We start from the raw sequence: 26531 nt of genomic DNA on the forward strand, positions 1-26531 counted from the left end.
CTGGGCCGGCGGAACGGGCCGCGGACCGGCGTGCGCGCCGGCACGGGAAGGGGCTGCAGGCATGTCGGACCTCCTCGGGGAACGGGTGGGATTCGTCCGCCGGATCGGGTTGTTCCAGGCCACCGCGATCAACATGAGCCAGATGTGCGGCATCGGGCCGTTCGTGACGATCCCGTTGATGGTGACCGCGTTCGGCGGGCCGCAGGCGGTGATCGGGTTCGTGGCGGGCGCGGTGTTGGCGCTGGCGGACGGGCTGATCTGGGCGGAGTTGGGTGCGTCGCTGCCGGGGGCGGGCGGCAGTTATGTGTATCTGCGGGAGGCGTTCCAGTACCGCACCGGGAAGTTGATGCCGTTTCTGTTCGTGTGGACGGCGATGCTGTTCATCCCGCTCGGGATGGCCACTGGCGTCATCGGCTTCGTGCAGTACCTGGGCTATCTGTGGCCGGGGATGAGCCAGGGGCAGGGGGACGCGGTCGGCCTGGCCGTCACCGCCGGCATCGTGGTGCTGCTGTGGCGGCGGGTGGAGCGGATCGCCCGGCTCACCGTCGTGCTGTGGACGGTGATGATCGCCGCCGTCGGCCTGGTCATCGTCGCGGCGTTCACCCACTTCAGCCCGGAGCGGGCCTTCACCTACCCCGCCCACGCGGTTGATCTGACGGCCGGTCACTTCTGGGTCGGCTTCGCCGGCGGACTCACCATCGGCATCTACGACTACCTCGGCTACAACACCACCGCCTACATGGGCGCCGAGATCAAACGCCCCGGCCGCACCCTGCCGCGCGCCATCCTCTTCTCCATCCTCGGCATCATGGTGATCTACCTGCTGCTCCAGATCGGCACCCTGGGCGTCGTCGACTGGCGCGACATGCTCGATCCGCACAGCACGGCCGGCTCCTCGGTCGCCTCCGCCGTCCTGGAACGCACCTGGGGCCGCACCGCCGCCGACGCCGTCACCGTGCTCATCCTGATCACCGCCGTCACCTCCGTCTTCACCGGGCTTCTCGGCGGCTCCCGGGTCCCCTACGACGCCGCCCGCGACCGGGTGTTCTTCCGCCCGTACGGGACGCTGCACCCCCGCCACCGCTTCCCGGTCCTGGGGCTGCTGACGATGGGCGGCATCATGGCCGCGGGCTTCCTGTTGGGGCGGCACACCGACCTGACGACCGTCATCCAACTGCTGACCACGGTGATGGTGTTGGTGCAGGCGCTGGCCCAGATCGCGGCGGTCACCGTGCTGCGGCGCCGGCAGCCGGCGCTGCGCCGCCCGTACCGCATCTGGCTGCACCCGCTGCCGAGCCTGGTCGCGCTGCTCGGCTGGCTGGTGATCTACGGCTACGCGGACCGCAGCGCCCCCGGTCGGCACCCCATCGAATGGTCGCTGGCCTGGGTCGCGGCGGGGCTGGTGGCGTTCCTGGCGTGGGCCCGCGTCGAGCGGGAGTGGCCGTTCGGGCCGAAGCGGATCAGTGAGGAGTATCTGCACGGGGCGGATCTGGATGCGGCGGCGGAGTCGGTGGAACCGCTGCCCCGGGCCGGCTGATGCCACGTCAATCTGCCTTATTGGTGGGCGAGTTCAGTCGTCGGGGAGGTCGATGCGGCGGGACGTCCCCGGGGCGACGGTGAACGGGCGGCCGCGCAGCCGGACCCGGACCGCGGCGTGCTCCGAGTCCGGCACGGTGATCCGCACCCGGTCGGCGTGGATCCGCAGGTCGATGTCCCGGTGGCGGCGGTAGCGGAACCGCACGCCGAACTTGGAGAGCTGGGGGAGCGGCGCCGGATCCAGCCACAGGGCGCGGTCCCGGGTCTCCAGACCGGTCATCCCGCGCTGCACGAAGTCCAGGGTGCCGGCCATCGCGCCCAGGTGGATGCCCTCCCCGGTGGTGCCGCCCTGGACGTCCGCGACGTCGCCGGTGAGGGCCTCCTCGCAGTACGCCCAGGCGTCGTCGCGGCGCACCCGCGCCAGCACCCAGGCGTGGACCACGGCGCTGAGCGTCGAACCGTGGCAGGTGCGGTGCAGGTAGTGGTCGACGGTCGCCCGCCAGATGTCGTCGTCCAGGCGGTAGCCCAACTGGTCGAAGACACCGGCCAGTTCCGACGGCGAGAAGAGGTAGCCCAACATCAGTACGTCGGCCTGTTTGGACGCCTGGTAGCGGTTGACGGTGTCGCCCTCCGCCTCCAGGATCCGGTCCAGCCGCCGGATGTCGCCGTAGCGGGCCCGGTAGTCCGCCCAGTCGAGTTCGGCCAGCTGCCCGTAGCCCGCGAACTGGCTGATCACGCCCCGGTGGTAGGGGACGTGCAGCCGGTGCGCGACGTCGTCCCAGTGCTGCCGCTCGTCGTGGGAGAGCGCCAGCCGCTCGAACAGCGGCCGTCGGCGCGCCTCGGGCAGCGTCCGGCACAGCTCCAGCGCCCGCGTCAGCACCCAGGCCGCGGTGACGTTGGTGTAGGCGTTGTCGTCCAGCCCGGGCCGGTCGGCGCCCGGATAGCCGTCGTGGTACTCGTCGGGGCCGACCACCCCGCGGATGCGGTAGCGGCCCAGCGCCGGGTCCCAGCCCGCGCTCGCCGCCCAGAAGCGGGCGATCTCCAGCAGCATCTCCGCGCCCTTGGTGTGCAGGTACGCGGTGTCGCCGCTGGCCTGCCAGTACTGCCACACGTTGTAGGCGATCGCCGAGCCGACGTGGTGCTGGAGGTGCGAGTGATCCGGCAGCCAGCGGCCCGAGCGCGGGTTGAGGTGCAGCCGCTGGGTCTCCTCGCGGCCGTCGCTACCGCTCTGCCACGGGTACATCGCGCCCGCCCGGCCCGCCTCGCGCGCCGTCCGCCGGGCCGCCGGCAGCCGCCGGTGACGGTAGTCCAGCAGCGCCCGGGACACCTCCGGGAAGTGCAGGTTCAAGAACGGCAGCACGAACAGCTCGTCCCAGAAGACGTGCCCCCGGTACGCCTCGCCGTGCAGACCGCGCGCCGGCACCCCCACGTCCAGCCGCGCGGTGTGCGGGGAGACGGTCTGCAGCACGTGGAAGACGTGCAGCCGCAGGATCCGGCCCGCCGGGCCGGGCACGTCCAGCCGCACCTGCCGCCACAGGTGCTGCCAGGCGCGGTGGTGCGAGGCCAGCAGCCGCGGCACGGCCGGGGCCCGGCGGACCGCGTCCAGGGCGGCCGGCAGCGGTGCGGCGCGGGCCCGGTCCTGCGAGGTGTGCAGCGCCACCGTTTTGTCCACGGTCGCCGGGGCGCCGGGCCGGACCGGGACGGTCAGCACCCGCCAGGTCCGGCGCGGCGCCAGATCGGTGCGGGCGGTGCCGCCGCGCGGTGCGGCGTGGAAGCGGGCGGCCAACGCGACGGTGATGCCGGAGGTGCGGGTGTGGCAGCGCAGCCAGCACGCCCCGTCGTCCTCGGCGCCGGTCTCCCAGCCGGTCAGATGGGTGTCGGCGAGCGCGCGGTAGCGGGCCACCCCGCTGTTGCGGACGTCGCCGTCGAGCCCCGCCGCGACCTCCACCGTCCCGGACCAGCCCTCGGCGGTGAACACCGTGCGCTGGACGGCGAGATCGGGTTCGGCCATGTGGACCAGGCGGCGTTCGGTGACGGTCAGCCGCCGCCCGGCCTCGTCCTCGTAGGACGACCAGCGGGTCAGGGTGCCGCGGCGCAGGTCCAGGGTCCGGCGGTGCCCGGTCAGCTGCGGGTGGTCGGGGGAGAGCCACGGGCCGGGCTCCGGGGCGCCCTGGGGGCGGATGCGGTAGCGCAGCGGCAGCCAGTCCGGCAGGTTGACCAGGTCCTCGTTCTCCACCCGGCGGTCGGCGACGGTGGAGGTCAGCCGGTTGTAGAGACCGGCCGCGTAAGTGCCCGGGTAGTGCACGGGGCCGCGCGGCGACTCCGACGCGGCGCCGCGGGTGGCGAACCGGCCGTTGCCGAGCGTGCACAGCGCCTCCCGCAGCCGCTCGTCCTCCGGGTCGTACCCCTCGTACGTCCAGGTCCAGCCCGGCGCCGTCACGGGGCCGCCCCGGGCAGCAGCAGCTCGCCGGGGTCGCTGACCACCACATCGGCGCCGCGGCGGCGCAGTGCGGCCGCGTGCCCCGGGGCGCCGCTCCGGTCGACGCCCACGACCAGGCCGAAGCCGCCGCGGCGGCCCGCCTCGACGCCGGCCGTGGCGTCCTCCACCACGGCCGCCTCCCGGGGCGGGACGGCCAGCCGCCGGGCCGCCTCCGCGAACAGCGCCGGGTCCGGTTTGCCCGGCAGGCCCAGCCGGGCCGCCTCGTTGCCGTCCACCACCGCCTCGAACAGCCCCAGCAGCCCCGCCCGGGACAGCAGCTCGGTGGCATGGCGGGACGCGGACACCGCGGCGCACGGGACACCCGCCCCGCGCAGCGCGTGCACCAGGCGCACACTGCCCGGCCAGACGGCCGCCCCGCGGTCCCGCAGCAGTGCGGTGAACACCTCCTCCTTGCGGGCCGCGACCGCCGCCACCGTGCCGATGCCCGGCGGGTCGTCGGGGGCGCCGGGCGGCAGCGCCAGCCCCCGGGAGGCCAGGAACGCGGCGGCGCCGTCCAGCCGGGACCGGCCGTCCACATGGCGGAGGTAGTCGTCCACCGGGTCGAAGGGCCGCCCGCCGCCCGTGGCCGCCTGGCAGGCGTCGAACGCCTCCTGCCAGGCCGCGGCGTGCATCCCCGCCGAGTCGGTGAGCACACCGTCGGTGTCGAAGACCACGGCCCGCACCCAGCGCAGACACGCGGCCAGCGGCGACGCGGCGGACATGGCGGGTCCCTCCAGCCTTCCTTCGTCAGATGCGTCCCTCCATGGCACCACGACATCCCGGCCCGGGCCGCTCGTGGCCCCGCCGGCCCTGGCGTGCCGCGGGGACCGGGGCACACGATGGAAGGGAGCCGAGGGGCGCCACCGGACGCGCCGCGGTCCGGGCCCGTACCGCCGGCCGCGCGGGCCCCGCCCCGGTGCCGCCCCGGCACGGCCGCGGCCCGAGCGACGGAAGGCGGTGGGGACGATGGAACTCCCCCTGGTCGTAGGCGTGGACGGATCGGACGCCGGGCTGCGCGCCCTGGACTGGGCGGTGGACGAGGCGGCGCTCCACGGACTGCCGCTGCGCCTGGTCTACGCGTCCAGATGGGAGCGCTACGAAGGGGTGGCCCCACAGGAGAGCGCCCCCGCCGAGCAGGCGATGGCCGACCGGGTCGTCGCGTCCGCCGCCGACCGCGTCACCCGCCGCAACCCCGAGGTCGAGGTCTCGGTCCAGGTCCTGGCCGACGACGCGGTCACCGCGCTGCTCCGCGAGGCGCCCTACGCCACGGCGGTGGTCCTCGGCTCCAAGGGGCGTGGGGAGTTCGCCGACCTGCTGCTGGGCTCGGTCAGCCTGTCGGTGGCGGCCCGCGCCCGGCACCCCGTGGTGGTGGTCCGCGGTGACCGGGCGGGCCTGGCGAGCAGCCACGACCGGGTGCTGCTCGGCGTCGGGGACACCGCGAAGGGCTCCCCGGCCGTCCGGTTCGCCTTCCGGGAGGCGGAGGCCCGCGGCTGCGCCCTCGACGCGATCCGCGCCTGGCGCTGCCCCGCCTACGAGACCGCCGACCGCACCCGGCGCGCCGCCGGACCGGAGCACCAGGCCGAGCAGCAGGCGTCGGCGCTGGTCGACGCGGCGGTGGCGGCGGAGGCCGCGGCGCACCCGACGGTGCCCGTCCGCTGCACCACCGTCGAGGGGCCGGCGCACAAGGTGCTGGTCCGGCGGTCCGCCGCGGCGGACCTGCTGGTCCTCGGGGCCCGCCACCGGCACGGCCACTTCGGGCTGCAACTCGGCCGGGTCGGGCATGCCGCGCTGCACCACGCCGCCTGCCCGGTCGTGGTGGTCCCGCGGGGCTGAGTCCCGGGCCGGGCCCCGCCGGGGACGTCAGGCGAAGTGGTCGTACGGGGCCAGTACCGCGCGTTCGATCCGCCGCCGCACGTGCTGGGTGAGGGTGGCCAGCGGTGCGGAGACCGACGGCCGCACCGGGACCGGCGCCCGGATGGCCCGGGCCGTCGTCGGCAGCTCCGCGAGGTCCGCCACCAGCCGGGACCGGGCGTCCGCCAGCGGGGTCCGCGGCGCACAGCGCATCCCGTCGCGCATCAGCGTCTCCAGCAACGGCACGCTGCCGGCCGGCGCCGGCTCCTCGGCCAGCCCGATCACATCGCGGCAGCCCGGGTGGCGGAAGACTTGCTTCCGGCCCGGTGCGGTGGCCTTTGCCGTCGACAGCTTCATCACCGGCCGCCCGTCGTACGCGACGAGCTTGTACGCCGAGTCGAGGTACGGCGCATCGGCGCTGACCCCGACCCGGGTGCCCACCGCGAACACGTCGACCGGTGCCCCGGCCCGCACCAGGTCGTCCACCGCGAACTCGTCCAGCCCGCCGCTGGCCACGATCCGCACCCCGGGCAGCTCCGCACGGTCCAGCATCGCCCGGGCCCGGACCGCCAGCGCCGCCAGATCGCCGCTGTCCAGCCGGATCGCCGCCCCCTCGGTACGGTTCAGGGCGTGCAGCACCCGGGCCGCTGCGGCCACCCCGGAATCGACGTCGTAGGTGTCCACCAGGAACGTCACCGGCCCCGGATGGGCCCGCGCGAAGGCGCTGAACGCGGCCTCCTCGTCCTCGAACGCCTCGACGTAGGAATGCGCCATGGTGCCGATCGCCGGCAGGCGCTCGGCGTGCGCCGCCGCCACATTGCTGGTCCCCGCGAAACCGGCCATCGCCGCCAGCCGCGCGGTCCGCAGGCCCGCCTCCACCCCGTGCGTGCGGCGCAGCGAGAAGTCCACCACCGGTCGGCCGCGGGCCGCCAGGACGCACCGCGCGCACTTGGCGGCGATCGCGGTCTGGTGGCTGAGCTGGTTCAGTACGAACGTCTCCACCAGCTGTGCCTGCGGCAGCGGCGCGGTGATCTCCAGCAGGGGTTCGCCGGCCAGCACCACCCGGCCCTCCGGCACGGCCCGGACCTCCCCGGCGAAGCGCAGCCCCAGCAGCGGCGCCAGGTCCATGGTGGGCCGGTGCAGCGCCTCCGCGAACACCTCCACGTCGTCGGGCCCGATCCGGAACCGGGAGAGGAAGTCGAGCACCGCCTCCGCCCCGGCGGCCACCAGGAAGCCCCGGTCGGTGGGGAGCTCCCGGACGAAGCAACTGAAGGTGGCCGGCCGGGTCATCCCTTCGCGGAGGAACGACAGGGCCATGGTCACTTCGTACAGGTCGGTCGTGGTCGGACCGGCCGTCGTCCCATCCGGCATCGCCGGCTCCTTCCCGGGCCGTGCCGGCCGCCCGCGGGTCGGCCGCGCGCGGGCGGCCCGGCGGTCGACCCGCGGGCGGTCTTTAGGCCAGCTCGCTCGGCCAGCCGTAGACGGTGCGCCGCTCGTGCCCCGGCGGTGCGGCGCCGACGCCCGCCAGGTCGTGGTCCGCCAGCCGGATCAGCTGCCCGGCGAGGTCCTTCATGGCCCGGCCGGCGGCCAGTTCGTCGCCGATCACCGGAACGTCCGGGTCCTCGGGGTTGCACCGGGCCCGGCCGTGCCCGGTGAGGGCCTGGGTGCCGGTGTCCAGCTCCACCCGCGCCCGGGTCGTCCCGTCCTCCTCGGTGAGAATCAACCGGACCGGCCACTCGGTGGTCTTCGCCATGGCTTACCTCCGCGGTGTCCTCCGGGGCCGCACCGGACCGCACCCCGGTGCGCAGGGTCCCGCACGCCGTCCGTAGCCCCTGCCACCCATTGTTGGGAGAAACCGCTCGGGGCGCCTGTCCGTGCGGGACGCAGTGCACCTCGCCGAGCGCGCCCGGCGCGCGTCCGTGCGGCACCGCGGCAGCGGCGGTGCGCTCACTCGTGCGGCACGATCGCGACCGGGCACGGCGCGTGGTGCACCACGGCCTGGACCACATGGCCGATCTTCGGCGCCGGGAAGTGCAGTTTGTGCCGGCGGCCGACGACCAGCAGCGCGGCGTCCGAGGTGTCCCGTAGCACCGCCCGCGTCGGGCTCTCCTGCTCTACCCGGGCGTCCAGCTGGACGTCGGGGAACTTCTCCTGCCAGGGGCGGAGCGCGGCCGTCAGCTCCTGCCGGGCGTCCGCGGCCGCTTGCTGCGCGGCGACCGGCTCGACCCCGCCGCCGCGGTTGTACGCGTACGAGGGCAGGTGCCGGCCGTGCACGACCCGTAGCGGGACGCCCCGCCGGGCGGCGCTCTCGAAGGCGAACGCCAGGAGGGCCTCGCACGGTTCGTGCAGGCTCAGTCCGGCCGTTACCGGGGCGCCCGGCGCCGGTGACGGGGCGCCCGGCCGGGCCCGGACCAGCACCGTGGGGGTGTGGGTGTGCGCCACCACCTGGAGGCCGATCTCGCCCATCACGTACCGCGCCAGCGGGCCCAGGTCACGCGAGCCCAGGACCAGCAGCGACGACTGGTCGGCCGCCTCCTTCAGGGCGGCGAGCGGGTCCTTGGCCACCAGGGCCTCGTCCACCGGGAGGTCCGGGTGGCGGTCCCGGACGATTTCCCGGGCGTCGCCGATGATCCGGTGCGGCCAGTAGTTCTGGTCGTTCTCGCCGGTCGGCCCGGGCTCTGGTTCGGGTGCCAGCAGCACCCAGGCGTGCAGCAGCCGCAGCCGGGCCCGCCGCAGCTCCGCCTCGTGCGCCGCCCACCGCACGGCGGCCGTCGCCTCGGGGGTCCCGTCGACGCCCACGGTGATCACGTCCTGCATGACCTCACCTCGCTCCCGGTCCGCTCACCGCTGACCCACGCAGCGGTATGCCGCACTTCCAGTCTCCGTCGGACCGGCGGCCGGCACCGGGTGGGCGGCCCGGTGCCGGCCGTGGGGTCCGGATCAGCTGTGCAGCGGCCCCTCGCAGTGGAAGTCGGAGGTGCCCGTGCGCCCGTCGGACGCCACGGCCACCTCGTCGAAGGAGCAGTTCATGTCGGTGAGGTTGTTGTCGCCGTGCGCGGCCCGGGCCAGCAGGGAGCCGTCGACGGTCCCGGACATGTCCTTGAAGACCGTGTCGGCGTTGCCGGCGTCGCTGAGGTTCGCCGTGATGCGTCCGGTGCAGGTGAACCGCGGCCGGTCCGCCGAACCGCCGGCACCGCAGGCGTCAGGTGCGATGCCGGTGGAGTTGCTGAACGAGGAGCGGATCTGGTCGGGGGTGCTGTCGCGCAGCTCACCGAGCGGGACGTACTGCGTGTCGGGGACGAACAGATCGTCGACGTGCGCGATCTGGGTGTCGAGGAACGCGTTGTACGCCTGCTGGAGCCCGGTGTCCCTGCCGAGGCGGTCGCGCCAGGCGTCGAACGCGGCCGGGTCGTTGGCCCGCAGGTCCTTGTACATCTCCTTGAGCAGCGAGGGGTGTTCGGCCCACAGGAACTCGAAGAAGGTGCCCGCGTAGTTGTAGAAGCGGAAGCCGTCCCCGGCGTACGTGGCGTGCAGCAACTGGTACACGGACATCCGCGGGCCGCCGTTCGCGGTGTCGGCGATGATGCCCTTGACCAGGGACTTGCGGACCTTGATGCCGCCGTCGCGGGTGCCGCCGTCGAAGAACTCCGCGGTGCCCTCGTCCATGGCGGTGGTCCGGTCGCCCTCGTACCAGGGGCCCTCGCCGAACATTCCGGGTACCGCCCAGCGGCCGTTGAGGTAGTGCGTGTACTCGTGGCGGAAGAGCTCCTCCAGGGTGAGTGTGGAGTCCTGCGGGACGCGGCGCTGGTAGGTGTAGAAGGTTGCGCCGTTCTCGATGTAGATGCCGCCATTGTCGGTGCTCAGCCCGGTCAGCAGCGGTTGGAAGTTCTCGTAGTCGGCGCGGGAGGCGTACAGCACGATGTGGAGGGTGGTGTTGGGGTCCCCCGCCAGCGGCTGTTCGGTGCCCAGGACCCGGTGGAACTGGGTTTTGACCTGTTTGCCGGCGTAGTAGAGCTGGTCGACGGTATCGCGGTCGAGGGCGGTGCGGACGGTGATGCCGTCCGTGCCTTCCTTGCCGTAGGTGTAGGTCTGCGGGAAGAGGTGCTTTTCGATGTCCGCGCGGCAGACCTGGTGGGGTGCGCAGGCGTTGAACTCGTTCAGCCAGGTGGCGACCTTGGCCCAAGGGGCGCTGTAGGCACCGAAGTTGCGGGAGGTCTCGTCCAGGAGCGGGCCGAGGCCGGCGACGATCTCGTCCCGCAGTGCGTCGATCTGTCCGGTGCGGCCGTATTCGCTGACCGCGTCGCGCACCACCCAGGCGTTGCCGGTGTCCTTGAGGTGGGTGTAGCCGGCGAACGCCTTGAAGACGGCGCGGTAGGAGGGGTCGGCCACCACCGCGTTGCGGAAGTCGATGTCCTGGTTGCCCGGGTAGACGCCGAGGTAGTTCAGGGAGAGCGCGGCGAGTGCGGCCCCGCCCCAGGAGGTGTCCTTGGCGGTGTCCGGATGGTTCGGGTCCATGGTCGCCAGGACCCGTTTGACCAGCGGGAGTTGGTACTGGCGCAGGCCCTTGGCGCTGCCCGCGTCGAGGGCTTCGCGCAGGGTCTCGGCGTTGCTGCGGGTGGCGTCGAAGGTGTGGGCGGCCGAGCCGAAGGCGTCCACGGCCTGGCGTGCGGCGCCCAGGGTCGCGGGATCGGTGAAGTCGATCTCGTGGTGGGAGAATGCCTGGTACGCGATCGCGTGGAGGTAGGTGAACATCTCCAGCAGGTGGGTGCCGTTCTGGCCGTCGTGCGCGGCGGCGAGTTGGGTGATGCGATGTGCGACGGCCTGGATGTGCTCCTTGGACATGACGGGCGCGAGCCGCTGGTCCCAGGTCCAGAGCACGGTGCGCAGGCAGCCGTCGGCGGTGACGTTCGGGTCGGCGAGGAAGTCGGCGAACCCTTCCGGGGACAGGCCGGTGATGCCGTCGAGGGTGCAGGGGACGGTGGTCTGGCCGACCCGGGCGTGCGGTGCGGGCGTTCCGGCCTGCGGCTTCGGTGCGTGCGGGCCGGGGATCCGGGTGCCGCCGGTGTTGCCGGGGCGGGGTATCGCGCGGGTCGAGGGCTTGGGTGCGGTCGCCCGGTGGTCGACCCGGTCGTGGCGGGTGGGGGTGGGCGTCGGTGCGGTGGGCCGGGCCGCCGGGTGCCGGGCCGCGGTGGCGGCGGTCGGGGCGGGGGAGAAGGGAGCGGCGCCGCTGGTCCCGGCCGCCGTGACGCAGAGCACCACCGCGGTCGCGGCCGTGAGCAGGGATCTGCGCAGGGTTCTCGAAGGGAACACGGAAGGTCTCCTGTGGGGGGCAGGTGAAACGTGCGCCGGGGCGGTGGTGCCAAGTGCCCCTAAATGTCTTGGTGTTGATGCCTAGTCAGCGGCATGCGCACGTCATGTCATGCGTAACGTAGTAATGTGAAATTGCACTGACAACCCCTCTGCGGGACTGTTTCCGGAGAAGTCCTGTCCCGTGCTGGTTGGTTCGGACCAGTGGCCGCGCGGGGTCCGGGTCGGGTGGCCCGTGGGGCTGGCAGGCAGGCCGTAACACAGTAATGTGAAATTGCACTGACGAGGTGTCGCCTGCTCCGTCGCGCAGCCGTGTCCCGGGCGGGCTGCTCACGGGAGGCGGGCGAGCCGCTCGGCGACCGAGGAGGAGAACCCGTGAAGGAAACCATCCCCACCGCCCCGCGCACGGTCAGCCATGACCTGCCCGTCTCACCGGAGTTGGCGCGGTTCCTGGCGCGCGACTGGGCGGCCACGCCGTTGCCCGACGACATCCGGCTGCCCGCCGCCGATGTCACCCCCGCCCGCCGGGCACGCCTCTCCGCCCGCTTCCCCGGCGAACGGCTGATCGTCCCCGCCGGGGAACTCGCCGTCCGCTCCAACGACTGCGACCACCGGTTCCGGCCGCACAGCGCCTATGCCTGGCTCACCGGCCTGACCGGCGAGGACCAGGCCGGACACGTCCTGGTCCTGGAGCCGGACGGACCGCACCGGCACGAAGCGGTCCTGTACCTCCGCCCCCGCTCCCCGCGCACCGACGGCGGCTTCTACCGGGACCGCCGCTACGGCGAGTTCTGGGTCGGCCGCCGTCCCGACCTCGCCGAGGCCGCGCGCATGACCGGCGTCCACTGCGTCCACCTGGCCGACCTCGGCGCACTGCCGCCGGGCCGCAACGCCGCCACCGACGCGGAACTCGCCTCCGTTCTCAGCGAGTTGAGGCTCATCAAGGACGCCTGGGAAGTCGCGCAGCTACAGCTCGCCGTCGACCACACCACCGCCGGCTTCGAGGACGTCGTCCGCGGTCTGCCGCGCGCCCTGGCCCATCCGCGCGGTGAGCGGTGGATCGAGGGCGTCTTCGGCCTGCGTGCCCGCGCCGAGGGCAACGGCACCGGCTACGAGACCATCGCGGCCAGCGGTGCTCACGCCTGTGTCCTGCACTGGATACGCAACGACGGCCCCCTGGACGCCCGGCAGTTGCTGCTCTTGGACGCCGGCGTGGAGACCGACACCCTCTACACCGCCGACCTCACCCGCACCCTGCCGCTGTCCGGGCGGTTCTCCCCGGTGCAGCGGCAGGTGTACGACCTGGTGCTCGCGGCCCAGGAGGCGGGCATCGCGGCCCTGAAGCCGGGCGCGCGCTTCCGTGACTTCCACCGCGCGGCGATGCGGGTGCTCGCGGAGGGGCTCACCGAATGGGGCGTCCTGAAGAACGCGGAAGGGGACTTCCATCGCCGGTACACCCTGTGCAGCAGTGGGCACATGCTCGGGCTCGACGTGCACGACTGCGCCCGGGCGCGGGCGACGGCCTACCTGGACGGGGTGCTGGCGGAGGGGCAGGTCCTGACGGTCGAGCCCGGTCTCTACCTCCAGCCGGACGATGAGACGCTCCCGCCCGAACTGCGCGGCATCGGCGTACGGATCGAGGACGACCTGGTGATCACGGGGGAGGGGGCGCGGCTGATGTCGAGCGCCCTGCCGCGGACGCCGGAGGCGGTGGAGGTCTGGATGGGTGAGTTGACGGAGGGCTGAGGCCGTTCGCCGTACGGAGTGGACTCCGGCCGGGTGCAAGGGAATTGACGCAGGTGCGGGAAGGTCTCTTGGCAGCGGTGGTGCAATGTGAAATATTACTGACGTGCCCACGAGAAACTCTTCTCCGGATCTCCTCGTCATCGGGGCGGGCGTAGTAGGCGCCGCGTGCGCCTACTACGCGGCCCGGTGCGGACTGAGCGTCACCGTGATCGACCGTGGCCCGGTCGCCGGCGGGACCACGGGCGGCGGCGAAGGCAACCTCCTGGTCTCCGACAAGGAACCCGGTCCCGAGCTCCAACTAGCCCTGTACTCCACCCAGTTGTGGCGCGAACTCGCCGAAGTCCTCCCCGCGCGGATCGAGTACGAGCCCAAGGGCGGCCTGGTGGTCGCCTCCGAGCAGGAGGGCATGACCGCGCTGCGGGACTTCGCGGCGCGGCAGGCGAAGGCCGGGGTCACGGCGGAAGCGGTGCCGGCCGACCGGCTCCGCGACCTGGAACCCCACCTCGCCCCCGGCCTGGCGGGCGGCATCCACTACCCGCAGGACGCGCAGGTGCAGCCCGCGCTCGCCGCCGCCCAACTGCTGCGCGCCGGCGGTGACCGGGTGCGCCTGCGCCTGGGTGCGGAGGTCACCGACCTCCTCATCGGCGCCCGGGGGGAGGTGCGGGGAGTGCGCACGTCCTCCGGTGACCTGCACGCCCCCTATGTCGTGAACGCGGCGGGGACCTGGGGAGGTGAACTGGCCCGGCGCGCGGGCGTGCGGCTGCCGGTGCGGCCCCGGCGCGGCTTCGTCCTCGTCACCGAGCCGCTGCCGCGCGTGGTGCGGCGCAAGGTGTACGCCGCCGACTACGTCGCCGACGTCGCCAGCGACTCCGCCGCCCTCCAGACCTCCGCCGTCATCGAAGGCACCCCGGCCGGACCCGTCCTGATCGGCGCGAGCCGCGAGCGCGTCGGCTTCGACCGCTCGCTCTCCGTGGAGGCGCTGAGCCGCCTCGCCGCACAGGCGGTACGGCTCTTCCCGGTCCTCGCCACGGTGCGGGCCCTGCGGACCTACGCCGGCTTCCGCCCCTACCTGCCCGACCACCTCCCCGCGATCGGGCCCGACCCGCGCCGACCGGGGCTGCTGCACGCCTGCGGCCACGAAGGAGCGGGCATCGGACTCGCCCCGGCGACCGGCCGGATCATCGCGGAGACCCTGGCCGGCGGTGCCGTCCCGCTGGACATCACGCCGTTCAGACCCGACCGGTTCGACGGGGGAGGGACGCCGTGACCGCGGTCCGCACCCGCCCTCGACCCCGTCCCGCCTCCCTACGAAAGGAGCCCCGCCGTGGCGCGTGACCGCAGCCCCGCCGAGCTCGTCGGCGCGCTGCCCGACACCGCGTTCGAGATCACCTTCGACGGGCGCCCGATCCCCGCCCTGCCCGGCCAGTCCCTGGCCGCCGCGTTGTGGGCCGCGGGCATCCTCGCCTGGCGCACCACCCGCGTCGGCGGCCGGCCGCGCGGCGCCTTCTGCGGTATCGGGCACTGCTACGACTGCCTCGCCACCGTCAACGGGGAACCCAACCGCCGGGCCTGCCTGGTCCCGGCGCGGCCCGGCGACACCGTCACCACCCAGGAGGGAAACGGCCGTGCCGAGCTCGCCGTCTGAGGGCCGGGAGTACGACCTCGCGGTGATCGGGGCGGGCGCCGCCGGCCTCGCCGGTGCCGTCGCCGCGGCCGAACGCGGCCTCACTGTCGCCCTGTTGGACACCGCCGCACGGCCGGGCGGACAGTTCTACCGGCACCCCGCCCCCGCCCTCGGCGCCACCCGCCCCGAAGCCCTGCACCACGACTGGTCCGCCTTCACCGCCCTGCGCAGCCGCCTGGCCGACAGCGGCGTGACCCCGCTCGCCGGACACCACGTCTGGACGGTCGTCCCCGCGGAACCGACGGGCCAGTGGGACGTACACGCTCTCACCGGAGCGGACGGCGACGGAGAGCGCCCCGTCCGCGTGCGCGCCCACGCGGTCCTGCTCGCTACCGGCGCGTACGAGCGTCAACTCCCCTTCCCTGGCTGGACGTTGCCGGGGGTGGTGGGTGCCGGGGGAGCGCAGGCCATGCTGAAGTCCGGTCTGGTGCTGCCCGGGAATGGGGTCTCCCCTGCTCGACCGAAGTCGAGAGCTGGGGGAAGGGTGGTGGTGGCGGGCAGCGGCCCGCTGCTGCTGGCCGTCGCCGCGTCGCTCGCCACGGCGGGGGCCCGCGTCCCGGCCGTTATCGAGGCGTCCGGCTACCTCGGCTACGCCCGCCACCCCGGTGTCCTCGCCGCCAACGCGCACAAAATGGCGGAGGCGGCGGTGCACGGCGCGGCGTTGCTACGGCACGGGGTGCGGCTGCGCACCCGCAGCGCGGTGACCCAGGTGCACGGGTCCGACCGGGTGGTGGCCGTCACCGTTTCCCGGCTCGATCGCGACTGGCGGCCCGTACGGGGGTCCGGCCGCCGGATCGCCTGCGACGCCCTGGCGGTGGGCCACGGCCTGGTCCCACAACTCGAACTCGCCACCGGCCTGGGCTGCGCCACGCGGCGCACCGAGGACGGCACGTACGCCCTCGATCTCGACGCGCACCAGGAGACCTCCGTACCCGGCATCTGGGCGGCGGGCGAGACCGGCGGCATCGGCGGTGTGCAACTCGCCTTTATCGAGGGTGAGTTGGCGGGAGTGGCGATCGCGGCCCGGCTGCGTGAGCGGACTTCCGGCGCCGACCGCGGCCGAGTCCGTGCGCTGCGCCGCCGCCGCGACCGGATGCGCTCCTTCGCCTCCCTCATGGCCGCCGCGCACGCACCCGGCCCCGGATGGACTCGGTGGCTCGACGGGGCGACGGAGGTGTGCCGTTGTGAGGAGGTCGCCGCGGGCCGGATCCGGGCGGCGGTCGCCGACGACGGCGCTCGGGACGCCCGCACCGTCAAGCTCCTCACCCGCGCCGGCATGGGCTGGTGCCAGGGGCGGATCTGCGGGGCGGCCGTGGCCTGCCTGGCGGCCGAGGCGCAGGGCGCGCGGCTGCCGCCGTCCCCGGAGCGTCGGCCGCTGGCCGTCCCGGTCCCGTTGGAGGTGCTCGGCGCCCTCCGCGCCACGGCCGCACCGGAAGCCGCCGGATCGGAAGCCGCCGGTCCGGAAGTCGCCGGTCCGGAAGAGAGCGGTCCGGAGGAGGGCGCCAGCGGCTGACGGAGACCCCGCAGTCACCACCACCATCCACCGTCCGCCATCCCTCACCCGCACGGTGCCAGGCGGGCGCCAGGCACCACCTCATGCCATGTCACACACCACAGAAAGCTCACTCACCACAGCATCACCAAACGTCACGGAAGGGCCCCCTTCATGACCACCACCTCCGTCACTCCCTCCCCCGCCGCCTCCCCCGCCACCTCCCCCGCCACCTCTGCCGCCGCCTCCTGGAGCGCCGAACGCCCCTGGCGCGGCATCATGGTCGCCACCGCCCTGCCCCTGCGCGACGACCTGTCCGTCGACCACGACGCGTACGCCGCCCACGTCCGCTGGCTCCTCGACAACGGCTGCGACGGCATCGTGCCCAACGGCTCCCTGGGCGAGTACCAGACCCTCACCGACGAGGAACGCGCCCGGGTGGTGCGCACCGCCGTCGAGGCGGCCGGCGACGGCGCCCGCGTGATGCCGGGAGTGTCCGCGTACGGCAGCGCCGCGGCGCGTCGGTGGGCCGAGCAGGCCGCCGAGGAGGGCTGCGGCAGCGTCCTGCTGTTGCCGCCCAACGCCTTCCGCGCCGACGAGTCCGCCGTGCGGGCCCACTACACCGAGGTCGCCCATGCGGGGCTGCCGATCGTGGCCTACAACAACCCCATCGACACCAAGGTCGACCTGACCCCCGCGCTCCTCGCCCGCCTCCACGGCGAGGGCGGCATCGTGGCGGTCAAGGAGTTCACCGGCGAGGTGCGCCGCGCCTACGAGATCGCCGAACTCGCCCCCGACCTGGACCTGTTGATCGGCGCGGACGATGTGCTCCTGGAGCTGGCGCTGGCTGGTGCCGTCGGCTGGATCGCCGGCTACCCCAACGCCTTCCCCGGTGCCTGCGCCGCGCTCTACCGCGCCGCCGTGGCCCAGGACCTGGACACCGCCTTGCCGCTGTACAAGTCCCTGCACGCCCTGCTCCGTTGGGACTCCAGGACCGAGTTCGTGCAGGCCATCAAGTCCTCCATGGACATCGTCGGCCGCCGCGGCGGTCCCACCCGGCCGCCGCGCCCGGCGCTGTCCGGCGCGGTCGCGGCCGCGGTACGGGCCGCCACCGAGAAGGCCGTCGCCGCCGGCCACCGCTGACCGAGGAGAACCATGCGCACCCGCCACGTCTTCCACGCCGTCGACTCCCACACCGAGGGCATGCCCACCCGCGTGATCACCGGAGGCGTCGGGGTGATCCCCGGCGCCACCATGGCCGAGCGCAGGCTGCACTTCATCGAGCACCTGGACCACCTGCGCACCCTGCTCATGTACGAGCCGCGGGGCCACGCCTCGATGAGCGGCGCCATCCTCCAGCCCCCGACCCGCCCCGACGCCGACTACGGTGTCCTGTTCATCGAGGTCTCCGGCCTCCTGCCGATGTGCGGACACGGCACCCTCGGGGTCGCCACCGTCCTCGTCGAGACCGGCATGGTCCAGGTCACCGAGCCCGTCACCACCGTCCGCCTCGACGCACCCGCGGGCCTGATCAGCGTCGACGTCGCGGTCGAGGACGGACGGGCCACGGCGGCCACCCTCACCAACGTGCCCGCCTTCTGCGTCGGCCTCGACCTCACGACGGACGTGCCGGGCTACGGCACGGTCACCTACGACCTCGCCTACGGCGGGAACTTCTACGCCTTCGTCGAACTCGACGCGCTGGGGCTGCCGTTCGACCGCGCCCGCAAGAACGACCTGCTCACCGCCGGCCTCGCCGTCATGGACGCGATCAACGCCTCGTCCGACCGGCCCGTCCACCCGACCCGGCCGGAGATCGCCGGCGTCAAACACGTCTACCTCGCCGCCCCCGGTTCCGACGCGCACCGCTCCCGGCACGCCATGGCCATCCACCCGGGATGGTTCGACCGCTCGCCGTGCGGCACCGGCACCAGCGCGCGGATGGCCCAGCTCCACGCCCGCGGCGCCCTGCCCCTGCACCGCGACTTCCGCAACGAGTCCTTCATCGGTACGCGGTTCACCGGGCGCCTCATCGAAGAGACGGAGGTCGGCGGGGTGCCGGCCGTCGTCCCCCGCATCACCGGGCGCGCCTGGATCACCGGCACCGCCCAGTACTTCCTCGACCCCGACGACCCCTTCCCCGGAGGATTCCTGCTGTGAGCGCCGCCCTGGCCCCGGTCGTCTCCCGCAACCCGGCCGACCCCTCCGACATTCTCGTGGAGACCGCAGCGCCCGGCGCCTTCGCCGCCGCCGACGCCGTCGAACGCGCCCGCACCGCACAGCCCGGCTGGCTGCGCGGCGGCGCGGCGGCCCGCTCGGCGGCCCTCGGCGCGATCGCCGCCGCCGTCGAAGCCGCCGCGGACGAACTGACCGCGCTCGCCGTGCGCGAGGTGGGCAAGCCCGTCACCGAAGCCCGCGCCGAGGTGGCCCGTACCGCCGCGATCTGGCGCTACTACGCCCAGGCCCCCTACGACGCCACCGGCGCCGTCCACGAGACGGCCACCGGCGCCGGACTGCTGCTCACCCGCCGCCGTCCGCACGGCGTCGCCGGCCTGATCACCCCGTGGAACTTCCCCTTCGCGATCCCCAGTTGGAAGGCGGCCCCCGCGCTCGCGACCGGCAACACCGTCGTCCTCAAACCCGCACCCGAGGCCACCGCCTGCGCGCAGCGCCTGGCCGTGATCGTCCAACAGGCCGTACCGGACGGGGTGTTGACGGTGCTGCCCGGCGGTGCCACCGAGGGGGACGCCGTCGCCTCCGCCGCCGACGTCGTCTCCTTCACCGGTTCCACCGCCGTCGGCCAGGCCGTCGCGCGCACCGTCGCCGACCGCGGCGTCCCCGTACAAGCCGAGCTGGGCGGGCTGAACGCGGCGATCGTCCTGCCGGACGCCGACCTGGACACCGCGGCCGCGCACCTCGCCGCCGCGATCGCCGGTTACGCGGGCCAGAAGTGCACCGCCACCAGCCGCGTGATCGCGGTGGGCGCGGCCCTGGACCCCCTGCGCGAGGCGCTGATCGCGCACCTCCGGGCGCTCCCGGTGGGCGACCCCGCGGACCCCACCACCGTCTGCGGCCCCCTCATTGACGAGCGGGCCCGCAGCCGGGTGACCGAGGCCCGCCGGGGTCTGTCCGAACTCGCCGGCGTCCCGGCACCCGCCCGCAACGACGGCTGGTACGCGGCCCCGGCCCTGGTGGAGAACGTGCCCCCCGGCCACCCGCTCCTGCACCAGGAGGTCTTCGGCCCGCTCGCCGTACTGCTCTGCGCCGACGACCTGGACCACGCGGTGCGGATCGCCAACTCCGTCCCGTACGGCCTGGTCACCTCGGTGCACACGGCCTCGCTCGATACGGCCCTGCACGGACTCGACCGGCTCGACACCGGCATGATCCGGGTCAACGCCCCTTCTACCGGCGTCGACTTCCACCTGCCGTTCGGCGGCACCAAGGCGTCCAGCCGGGGCCCGCGCGAACAGGGCGGCGCGGCCCTGGACTTCTACACCTCGACCCGCACCTACGGCCTCGCCCCCGCACACCCGTAGGCAGGTGTCGAAACAACGTGACATTGTACCCTGGTGATCCGCTCGGGCACGAGGGACAGGGCACGAAGGGAAACACCACGACATGGGCCACCTCACGCAGCGCAACCTCAACACCACCAGGGAGCGGCTGCGCGACCAGGTCGCCCACCACCTACGGGCCGCCCTGATCTCCGGTGAACTCCGCCCCGGCGAGGTCTACTCGGCCCCCGGCCTCGCGGAGGACTTCGGGATCTCCGCGACGCCGGTGCGCGAGGCGATGCTCGACCTGGCCCGCGAAGGTCTGGTCGAGCCCGTCCGCAACAAGGGCTTCCGGGTCACCGAGGTCAACGAGCGCGACCTCGACCAGTACACCGAGATCCGCACCCTCATTGAGGTCCCGATGATCGGGCGCATCACGCGCAGCGCCTCCCGCGAGGAGTTGGCGGCACTGCGCCCGGTCGCCGAGGAGATCGTGCGGGCCGCCCGCGCGCACGACCTCATCGGCTACCTGGACGCCGACCGCCAATTCCACCTCTCCCTCCTCGCGTTGGCCGGAAACGACCGGCTCGTGGAGACCGTCGGCGACCTGCGCAAGCGCTCCCGCCTGTACGGCCTGACCGCCCTGGACGCACGCGACCAGCTGCTGCCCTCGGCCGAGGAGCACATCGAACTCCTCGACCTGATGGTGGCCGGGGACGCCAAGGCCGCCGAGAAGTGCATGGCCCGCCACCTGGGCCATGTGCGCTCTCTGTGGGCCGAGAGCGCACAGGCGCAGCAGCCTGCCCGGCGCGGCCTCAACGTCCGCCTGAATTCCCGGTAACACGCCGCGCGGCACACGCCGCGCCTCCCGCACCGCACCACATCGCGCCTCTCACCTCATACGCCGCACGCCACCGCCCACATGCGAACCCCTCGCACCCGAGGGCGCCGACCGCCCCGCCCGGGAAGAGCCCATGAACCCCTCGTACGCCACCGTCGACCACTCCTTCACGGTCCCGCTCGACCACGCGGCCCCCGACGGCCCCACCCTCGACGTCTTCGCCCGCGAGATCGCCGACCCGTCCCGCGCCGGCGAGGACCTGCCCTGGCTGCTGTACCTCCAGGGCGGCCCGGGCGGCAAGTCGCCCCGCCCGGTGGGCACATCGCCCGGCTGGTTGGCCCGGGCCGTCCAGACGCACCGCGTCCTGCTCCTCGACCAGCGCGGCACCGGCCGCTCCACCCCGCTCACCGCACGAGCCGCCGCCCGCTTCCCGGACCCGGCCCAACTCGCCGCCCACCTCGCACACTTCAGGGCCGACTCGATCGTCGCGGACGCCGAACTCATCCGCCGCGCACTGTGCGGCGACCGCCCCTGGGAGACCCTGGGACAGAGCTACGGCGGCTTCCTCACCCTCACCTACCTCTCCCGGGCCCCGGAAGGACTCAGGGCCTGCTACGTCGCCGGCGGCCTGCCGGGCCTGGCCGCCACCGCCGACGACGTCTACGCCCGCACCTTCGCGCGCGTACGAGACCGGGTCCACGCCTTCTACGCCCGCTATCCGGACGACGCCCACCGCCTGCGCCGGGTCGCCGACCACCTCGCGGCCCGGGACGTCCGGCTGCCCGACGGGGACCGGCTCACCGTCCGCCGGCTGCGCACCCTCGGCCTCGTCCTCGGCATGGGCGACGGCTTCGAGCGCCTGCACGCGCTCCTGGACGAGGCCGAGGACGGCGACGGCAGCCTCACCGACACCTTCCTGCACCAGGTCATGGCCCTGACCGGCTTCATCGACAACCCGCTCTACGCCGTCCTCCAGGAAACCCTGTACGGACAGGGTGCCGGCCCCACCGGCTGGGCGGCCGCCCGCACCCACGCCGCCCACCCGGGATTCACCGAGGACGCCGACCCCCTGCTGCTCACCGGCGAGATGATCTACCCCTGGATGTTCGAGGAGATCCGCGGCCTGCAGCCCTTCGCGGACGCCGCCGACCTGCTCGCCGAGCGCACCGACTGGCCACCGCTCTACGACCCGGCCCGCCTCGCCGCCAACACCGTCCCGCTCGCCGCGGTCGTCTACCACGACGACATGTACGTGGACGCCGGCCTGTCCCTGGACACCGCCCGGAAGATCGGCGCCGCCCGGGTCTGGGTCACCAACGAGTGGGAGCACGACGGGCTCGCCGCCTCCGGCGACCGGGTCCTGGCCCGCCTGATGGACCTCGCCGCGGGCCGCGCCTGACCCCACCGGCCACCGACCCGCCCGCCGCGCCACCGGCCCGGCTCCTCGCGCCGCCGGCGCGCGGCACGGGGAGCCGTCCCGGGCCGGTGGCGGCGGCAGGGCGCGCAGCGGCTAGCGTGGTCGCTGCGGACAGCGACGCCCGGGCCCGGACCCGGACCGGTCACAGTGCAGAAGGAGCGGAGAACATGCAGGTCGGAGCGTGGCTGTGAGATTCCTGCACACGTCCGACTGGCACCTGGGCCGGTCCTTCCACCGTGTGAACCTGCTCTCCGCCCAGCGCGCGTTCCTCGACCACCTCGTCGAGACCGTCCGCACCCGGGACGTCGACGCGGTGCTGGTCGCCGGCGACGTCTACGACCGGGCGGTGCCCCCGCTGGCCGCCGTCGAGCTCTTCGACGACGCCCTGCACCGGCTGGCCGCGCTGGACGTGCCCACCGTCATGATCTCCGGGAACCACGACTCCGCCCGCCGGCTCGGCGTCGGCTCCGGACTGATGCGGCGGGCCGGCATCCACCTGCACACCGACCCGGCCGACTGCGGCACCCCGGTCCTCCTCGCGGACGCGCACGGCCCGGTCGCCTGCTACGGCCTGCCGTACCTCGAACCGGCCATGGTCCGCGACACCCTCGGTGCCCCGCGCGCCGACCACACAGCGGTGCTCGGTGCGGCCATGGACCGGGTCCGCGCCGACCTCGCCACCCGGCCCGCCGGCACCCGCTCGGTGGTGCTGGCGCACGCCTTCGTCACCGGCGGCACCGTCAGCGACAGCGAGCGGGACATCACCGTCGGCGGCGTCGCCTCGGTGCCCGCCGCGGTCTTCGCCGGCGTCGACTACGCGGCCCTCGGCCACCTGCATGGCTGCCAGACCCTCACCGAGAGGGTCCGCTACTCCGGCTCGCCGCTCGCCTACTCCTTCTCCGAGGCCGCCCACCGCAAGTCGTCCTGGCTGATCGACCTCGACGCGGACGGCGCCGTGCGGGCCGAGCGGGTGGACTGTCCGGTGCCCCGCCCGCTGGCCCGTATCCGGGGCCCGCTGGAGCGGCTGCTGGCCGACCCCGAGCTGGCCCGGCATGAGGACTCCTGGGTCGAGGCCACCCTCACCGACAGCTCCCGCCCGGCCGAGCCGATGGCCCGGCTCGCCAAGCGCTTCCCGCACACCCTCAGCCTGGTCTTCGACCCCGACGAGGCCCCGACCCGGCCCTCGGCCTCGTACGCCCAGCGGCTGCGCGGCCGCAGCGACCAGGAGATCGCCGAGGACTTCGTCGCCCACGTCCGCGCCGGCCGCGGCCCCGACGACGGCGAACGGGCCGAACTCCGGTCCGCCCTCGACGAGGTACGGGCCGCCGACGCGGCCGCGGAGGTGGCGCGATGAGGCTGCACCGGCTGACCCTGACCGCGTTCGGCCCGTTCGCCGGCAGCCATACCGTCGACTTCGACCGGCTGACCCGGGACGGCCTGTTCCTGCTGCACGGCCCGACCGGGGCCGGCAAGACCTCGGTCCTGGACGCGGTCTGCTTCGCGCTCTACGGATCGGTGCCCGGGGCGCGACAGAGCGGCCAGGCGCTCCGCAGCGACCTGGCGGACCCGTCCCTCCCCACCGAGGTCGTCCTCGAACTCACCGTCGCCGGACGCCGGTTGGAGATCACCCGGCTGCCCGAGCAGCCCCGCCCCAAGAAGCGCGGCACCGGGACGACGAAGGAGAAGGCGCAGAGCCGGCTACGGGAGTTCGCCGCCGCCCCGGACGGCGCCCCGACCGCCGGCGAGTGGCGCGCGCTCAGCCGCTCCCACCAGGAGATCGGCGAGGAGATCGGGCAACTGCTCGGGATGAGCAAGGAGCAGTTCTGCCAGGTCGTGCTGTTGCCCCAGGGCGACTTCGCACGCTTCCTGCGGGCTGACGCGGAGGCCCGGGCCCGGCTGCTCGGCCGGCTCTTCGACACCCGGCGGTTCGCCGCGCTGGAAGATCAGCTCACCACCCGCCGCAAGGCCGCCGCCGACCGGGTCGCGGCCGGCGACGAGCGCCTCCTCGCCCTGGCCCACCGGATCGCGCAGGCCGCCGGCGACACCCCGGACCTGGCCGACCCGTCCGTCCCGGCGCCGTTCCCCCAGCTCTCGACTTCGCTTGAGCAGGGAAGGCCCCACTCCAGGGTCGCCGTACCCGCCCAGGCCGGGCCCGCCGGGCGCGGCGGCCGGACCGCCCGGGGCACGGCACCGGCCCGCGCCGCCGACGGGGACGCCGGCACCGCCCCCGGCGAGCCCGGGTTCGCCGACGCGGTGCTGACCCGGGCCGCCGTCGCCCGGGTCGGCGCCCGCGAACGCCTGGAGAACGCCCTGGCCGCGGTGGCCACCGCCGAGGCGGCCGAGCTCACGGCGGCCGGGCGGCTGGAGGAGGCCCGCGAGCGGGACCGGCTCCAGCGCCGCCACGCCGACGCCCGGCACCGCGCCGACCGGCTCGCCACCGCCGCCGACGAACGCGACCGGATCCGGACCCGACTGGCCCGGGCCGGCACCGCCGCCGAGGTCGCCCCCGCCCTCGCCCTCCGGGACGCCGCCTGGCACGAACTGACCGCCGCCCAGGACGCCGAACGGCGCCACCGCGCCCCCCTGCCGCCCGCCCTCGCCGACGCCGGCGGCGACCAACTCGCCGCCGAAGAGCGGGAGTTGCGGGCCACGCTCGGCTCCCTCACGGCGGCCCGACGGGCCGAACGGCGGGCCGCCGACCTCACCCGGGAACGCGCCGACCTCGACCGCGAGGCCCGCGCCGACGAGCAGACGCTGCTGGACGCCACGGAGTGGCTGGCCGACTGGGACGCCGCCCGCCGCGCCCACCAGCGCCGCATCGACGAGGCGCAGGAAGCCGCCCAGCGCGCCGAACACCTCGCCGCGCAGCGCGAACCGGCCGCCGAACGGCTCGCCGCGGCCCGCCACCGCGACCGCCGTACCGGCGAACTCGCCGAAGCCGAGCGGCAGGTGCTGGCCGCCCGGGAGCGCGCGGCGACCGCCCGCGAGCACTGGCTGGACCTCAAGGACCGGCGACTGCGCGGTATCGCCGCGGAACTCGCCGCCAACCTGACGGACGGTCAGGCGTGCGCGGTGTGCGGGTCCACCCGCCACCCGGACCCGGCGCGGGCCGGCGCCGGCCACGTCGACCGGGCGGCCGAGGAGGCCGCGCAGGCCGACCACCGCAGCGCCGAGGACGCCCGCCAGCACACCGAGGACCGCCGCCAGGCCGTCAAGGAGGCACTGGCCGCCGCCACCGCCGCGGCCGGCGACACCCCCACCGCCGAACTCGCCGAGCAGGTCGAGCGGTTGGCGCAGGAGGCGGCCCGCGCCCACGCCGCCGGCGCCCAGCTGCACGCCGCCCGCGAGGCACTGGCCCGCGCCGAGCGGGAGTACGAGCGCCGCCGCGACGACCAGCAGCAGGCCGAACGCCGGGCCGCCGCCCGCACCTCCCACCGCGAGGCCCTGGACCGCGAACGGGCCGCACTCGACGCCGAACTGACCGAGGCCCGCGCCGACTGCGCCAGCGTTGCCGACCGGGCGGCTCGGCTGGAACGGCAGGCGACCCTGCTCGCCGCCGCGGCCGAAGCGGCCCGCACCGCCGCGGCCTGCGCCGAACGCCTCAAAGAGACCGACGCGCGACTCTCCGACGCCGCCTACCGCGCCGGCTTCACCACCCCCCAGGACGCCGCCGACGCGCTGCTCCCGGACACCGAGCGGCAGGCGCTCCAACAGCGCCACGACGACTGGCAGGCCGAGGCCGCCGCCGTCGCCGCCGAACTCGACCGGCCCGAACTCCGCGCCGCCGCGGCCCTGCCCGCCGCCGACCCGGACACCGCCCGCACTGCCCACCAGGCCGCCGCCACCCGGCTGCGCACCGCCACCGCGACCCTCGCCGCCGCCCGGGAACGCTGCGCCGCCCTCGACCGGCTCTCCGCCGACGCCGCCGCCGACGCCCGCGAACTGGCCCCGCTGCGCGCCGCGTACGACCGGATCGCCCGCCTCGCCACGCTCACCGCCGGCACCTCCGCCGAGAACGAGCGCCGGATGCGGTTGGAGTCCTACGTCCTGGCCGCCCGCCTCGAACAGGTCGCGGCCGCCGCCAGCGCCCGCCTGCACCGGATGTCCGCCGGCCGCTACACCCTGGTCCACTCCGACGAACGTGCCGGCAGCGCCCGCCGCTCCGGCCTCGGCCTGCACGTCATCGACGCCTGGACGGGCCAGGAACGGGACACCGCCAGCCTCTCCGGCGGCGAGACCTTCTTCGCCTCGCTCGCCCTGGCGCTCGGCCTCGCCGACGTCGTCACCGACGAGGCGGGCGGCACCCGGCTGGACACCCTCTTCATCGACGAGGGCTTCGGCAGCCTCGACGAACAGACCCTCGACGAGGTCCTCGACGTCCTCGACGGCCTGCGCGAACGCGACCGCAGCGTCGGCCTCGTCAGCCACGTCGCCGACCTCAAGACCCGGATCCCCGCCCAACTGGAGATCGTCAAGGCCCGCACGGGCTCCAGCGTCCGACACCGGGTACCGGCCGGGGCCTGATGGGGCGTCGGAGGCTCAGGTACTGACCGGCCGCCAGGGCGGACGGAACGATTCTTGCCTACTCTTGCCGGGTCTTTCCTCAGTTGTCATTGGCGTTCTGTCCCCCGCCTGTCCCCCGGAGAGCCCTGCGCCGCCAGCGATTCCCCTTGCTGCGGCT

Annotated in this window: 19 protein-coding genes; 13 read left to right on the top strand and 6 right to left on the bottom strand. The window is 74.5% G+C overall.

The features are described from left to right. Positions 1 to 61: 61 nt before the first annotated feature. Positions 62 to 1537 carry an APC family permease gene (locus ACO0M4_RS11785; protein WP_430369824.1) on the top strand — a complete coding sequence of 492 codons (1476 nt, stop codon included), beginning with the start codon at positions 62 to 64 and terminating at the stop codon, positions 1535 to 1537. A gap of 33 nt (positions 1538 to 1570) precedes the next feature. Here the strand turns inward: ACO0M4_RS11785 and ACO0M4_RS11790 are convergent, their stop codons facing one another. Both ACO0M4_RS11790 and ACO0M4_RS11795 read right to left on the bottom strand, forming a co-directional pair. Continuing rightward, a complete protein-coding gene (locus ACO0M4_RS11790) occupies positions 1571 to 3976 on the bottom strand; it encodes a glycoside hydrolase family 65 protein (protein ID WP_430369825.1) in 2406 nt (801 codons plus the stop codon). Further along, a complete protein-coding gene (locus tag ACO0M4_RS11795; RefSeq protein WP_430369826.1) occupies positions 3973 to 4737 on the bottom strand; it encodes an HAD family hydrolase in 765 nt (254 codons plus the stop codon). The genes ACO0M4_RS11790 and ACO0M4_RS11795 overlap by 4 nt, the downstream gene beginning before the upstream one ends. Before the next feature lie 244 nt (positions 4738 to 4981). Between ACO0M4_RS11795 and ACO0M4_RS11800 the strand changes: the two genes are divergently transcribed. Next, a complete protein-coding gene (locus ACO0M4_RS11800) occupies positions 4982 to 5848 on the top strand; it encodes a universal stress protein (RefSeq protein ID WP_430369827.1) in 867 nt (288 codons plus the stop codon). Between the two features lie 27 nt (positions 5849 to 5875). On the opposite strand, the gene ACO0M4_RS11805 is transcribed toward ACO0M4_RS11800, so the two are convergent. The 4 genes from ACO0M4_RS11805 to ACO0M4_RS11820 all read right to left on the bottom strand — a co-directional run bounded on the left by ACO0M4_RS11805 (position 5876) and on the right by ACO0M4_RS11820 (position 11176). Continuing rightward, positions 5876 to 7237 carry a nicotinate phosphoribosyltransferase gene (locus ACO0M4_RS11805; RefSeq protein ID WP_430369828.1) on the bottom strand — a complete coding sequence of 454 codons (1362 nt, stop codon included), beginning with the start codon at positions 7235 to 7237 and terminating at the stop codon, positions 5876 to 5878. Positions 7238 to 7319: 82 nt separating this feature from the next. Then, a complete protein-coding gene (locus ACO0M4_RS11810; RefSeq protein WP_430369829.1) occupies positions 7320 to 7619 on the bottom strand; it encodes a DUF1876 domain-containing protein in 300 nt (99 codons plus the stop codon). A gap of 194 nt (positions 7620 to 7813) precedes the next feature. Next, on the bottom strand, positions 7814 to 8683 hold the full coding sequence (locus tag ACO0M4_RS11815) for a universal stress protein (protein ID WP_430369830.1): 870 nt from the start codon (positions 8681 to 8683) through the stop codon (positions 7814 to 7816). A 123-nt stretch (positions 8684 to 8806) separates the two neighbouring features. After that, the gene (locus ACO0M4_RS11820) at positions 8807 to 11176 is read right to left on the bottom strand and encodes a collagenase (protein WP_430369831.1); all 2370 of its coding nucleotides are present in this window, start codon (positions 11174 to 11176) and stop codon (positions 8807 to 8809) included. A 372-nt stretch (positions 11177 to 11548) separates the two neighbouring features. Between ACO0M4_RS11820 and ACO0M4_RS11825 the strand changes: the two genes are divergently transcribed. The 11 genes from ACO0M4_RS11825 (at position 11549) to ACO0M4_RS11875 (ending at position 26374) form a co-directional block, all read left to right on the top strand. Beyond that, positions 11549 to 12919: an aminopeptidase P family protein gene (locus ACO0M4_RS11825; protein WP_430369832.1), complete on the top strand. Its 1371-nt coding sequence runs from the start codon at positions 11549 to 11551 to the stop codon at positions 12917 to 12919. A gap of 103 nt (positions 12920 to 13022) precedes the next feature. Then, positions 13023 to 14186 (top strand): NAD(P)/FAD-dependent oxidoreductase, encoded by a 1164-nt coding sequence (locus ACO0M4_RS11830; protein WP_430369833.1) that lies wholly within the window; start codon positions 13023 to 13025, stop codon positions 14184 to 14186. Between the two features lie 57 nt (positions 14187 to 14243). Further along, on the top strand, positions 14244 to 14564 hold the full coding sequence (locus ACO0M4_RS11835) for a (2Fe-2S)-binding protein (protein ID WP_430369834.1): 321 nt from the start codon (positions 14244 to 14246) through the stop codon (positions 14562 to 14564). Further along, on the top strand, positions 14545 to 16116 hold the full coding sequence (locus tag ACO0M4_RS11840) for an NAD(P)/FAD-dependent oxidoreductase (RefSeq protein WP_430369835.1): 1572 nt from the start codon (positions 14545 to 14547) through the stop codon (positions 16114 to 16116). The genes ACO0M4_RS11835 and ACO0M4_RS11840 overlap by 20 nt, the downstream gene beginning before the upstream one ends. A gap of 258 nt (positions 16117 to 16374) precedes the next feature. Continuing rightward, entirely contained in the window at positions 16375 to 17238 is an 864-nt protein-coding gene (locus tag ACO0M4_RS11845) for a dihydrodipicolinate synthase family protein (protein ID WP_430371344.1), read from the top strand. 12 nt (positions 17239 to 17250) lie between these two features. Continuing rightward, positions 17251 to 18255, top strand: a complete 1005-nt coding sequence (locus tag ACO0M4_RS11850) for a proline racemase family protein (RefSeq protein WP_430369836.1) — start codon at positions 17251 to 17253, stop codon at positions 18253 to 18255. Continuing rightward, positions 18252 to 19634, top strand: coding sequence for an aldehyde dehydrogenase family protein (locus ACO0M4_RS11855; protein WP_430369837.1), 1383 nt, complete (start codon positions 18252 to 18254; stop codon positions 19632 to 19634). Before ACO0M4_RS11850 ends, ACO0M4_RS11855 begins: the two co-directional genes overlap by 4 nt. Before the next feature lie 82 nt (positions 19635 to 19716). Beyond that, positions 19717 to 20433, top strand: a complete 717-nt coding sequence (locus ACO0M4_RS11860) for a GntR family transcriptional regulator (protein ID WP_430369838.1) — start codon at positions 19717 to 19719, stop codon at positions 20431 to 20433. Between the two features lie 133 nt (positions 20434 to 20566). Continuing rightward, on the top strand, positions 20567 to 21832 hold the full coding sequence (locus ACO0M4_RS11865; protein WP_430369839.1) for an alpha/beta fold hydrolase: 1266 nt from the start codon (positions 20567 to 20569) through the stop codon (positions 21830 to 21832). A gap of 205 nt (positions 21833 to 22037) precedes the next feature. Next, positions 22038 to 23204, top strand: coding sequence for an exonuclease SbcCD subunit D (locus tag ACO0M4_RS11870; RefSeq protein WP_430371345.1), 1167 nt, complete (start codon positions 22038 to 22040; stop codon positions 23202 to 23204). After that, positions 23201 to 26374, top strand: a complete 3174-nt coding sequence (locus tag ACO0M4_RS11875) for an AAA family ATPase (RefSeq protein ID WP_430369840.1) — start codon at positions 23201 to 23203, stop codon at positions 26372 to 26374. The genes ACO0M4_RS11870 and ACO0M4_RS11875 overlap by 4 nt, the downstream gene beginning before the upstream one ends. The last annotated feature ends 157 nt before the right edge of the window (positions 26375 to 26531 follow it).

Source organism: Streptomyces sp. RGM 3693, assembly GCF_050471125.1.
In the GTDB taxonomy this organism is placed as follows: domain Bacteria; phylum Actinomycetota; class Actinomycetes; order Streptomycetales; family Streptomycetaceae; genus Streptomyces.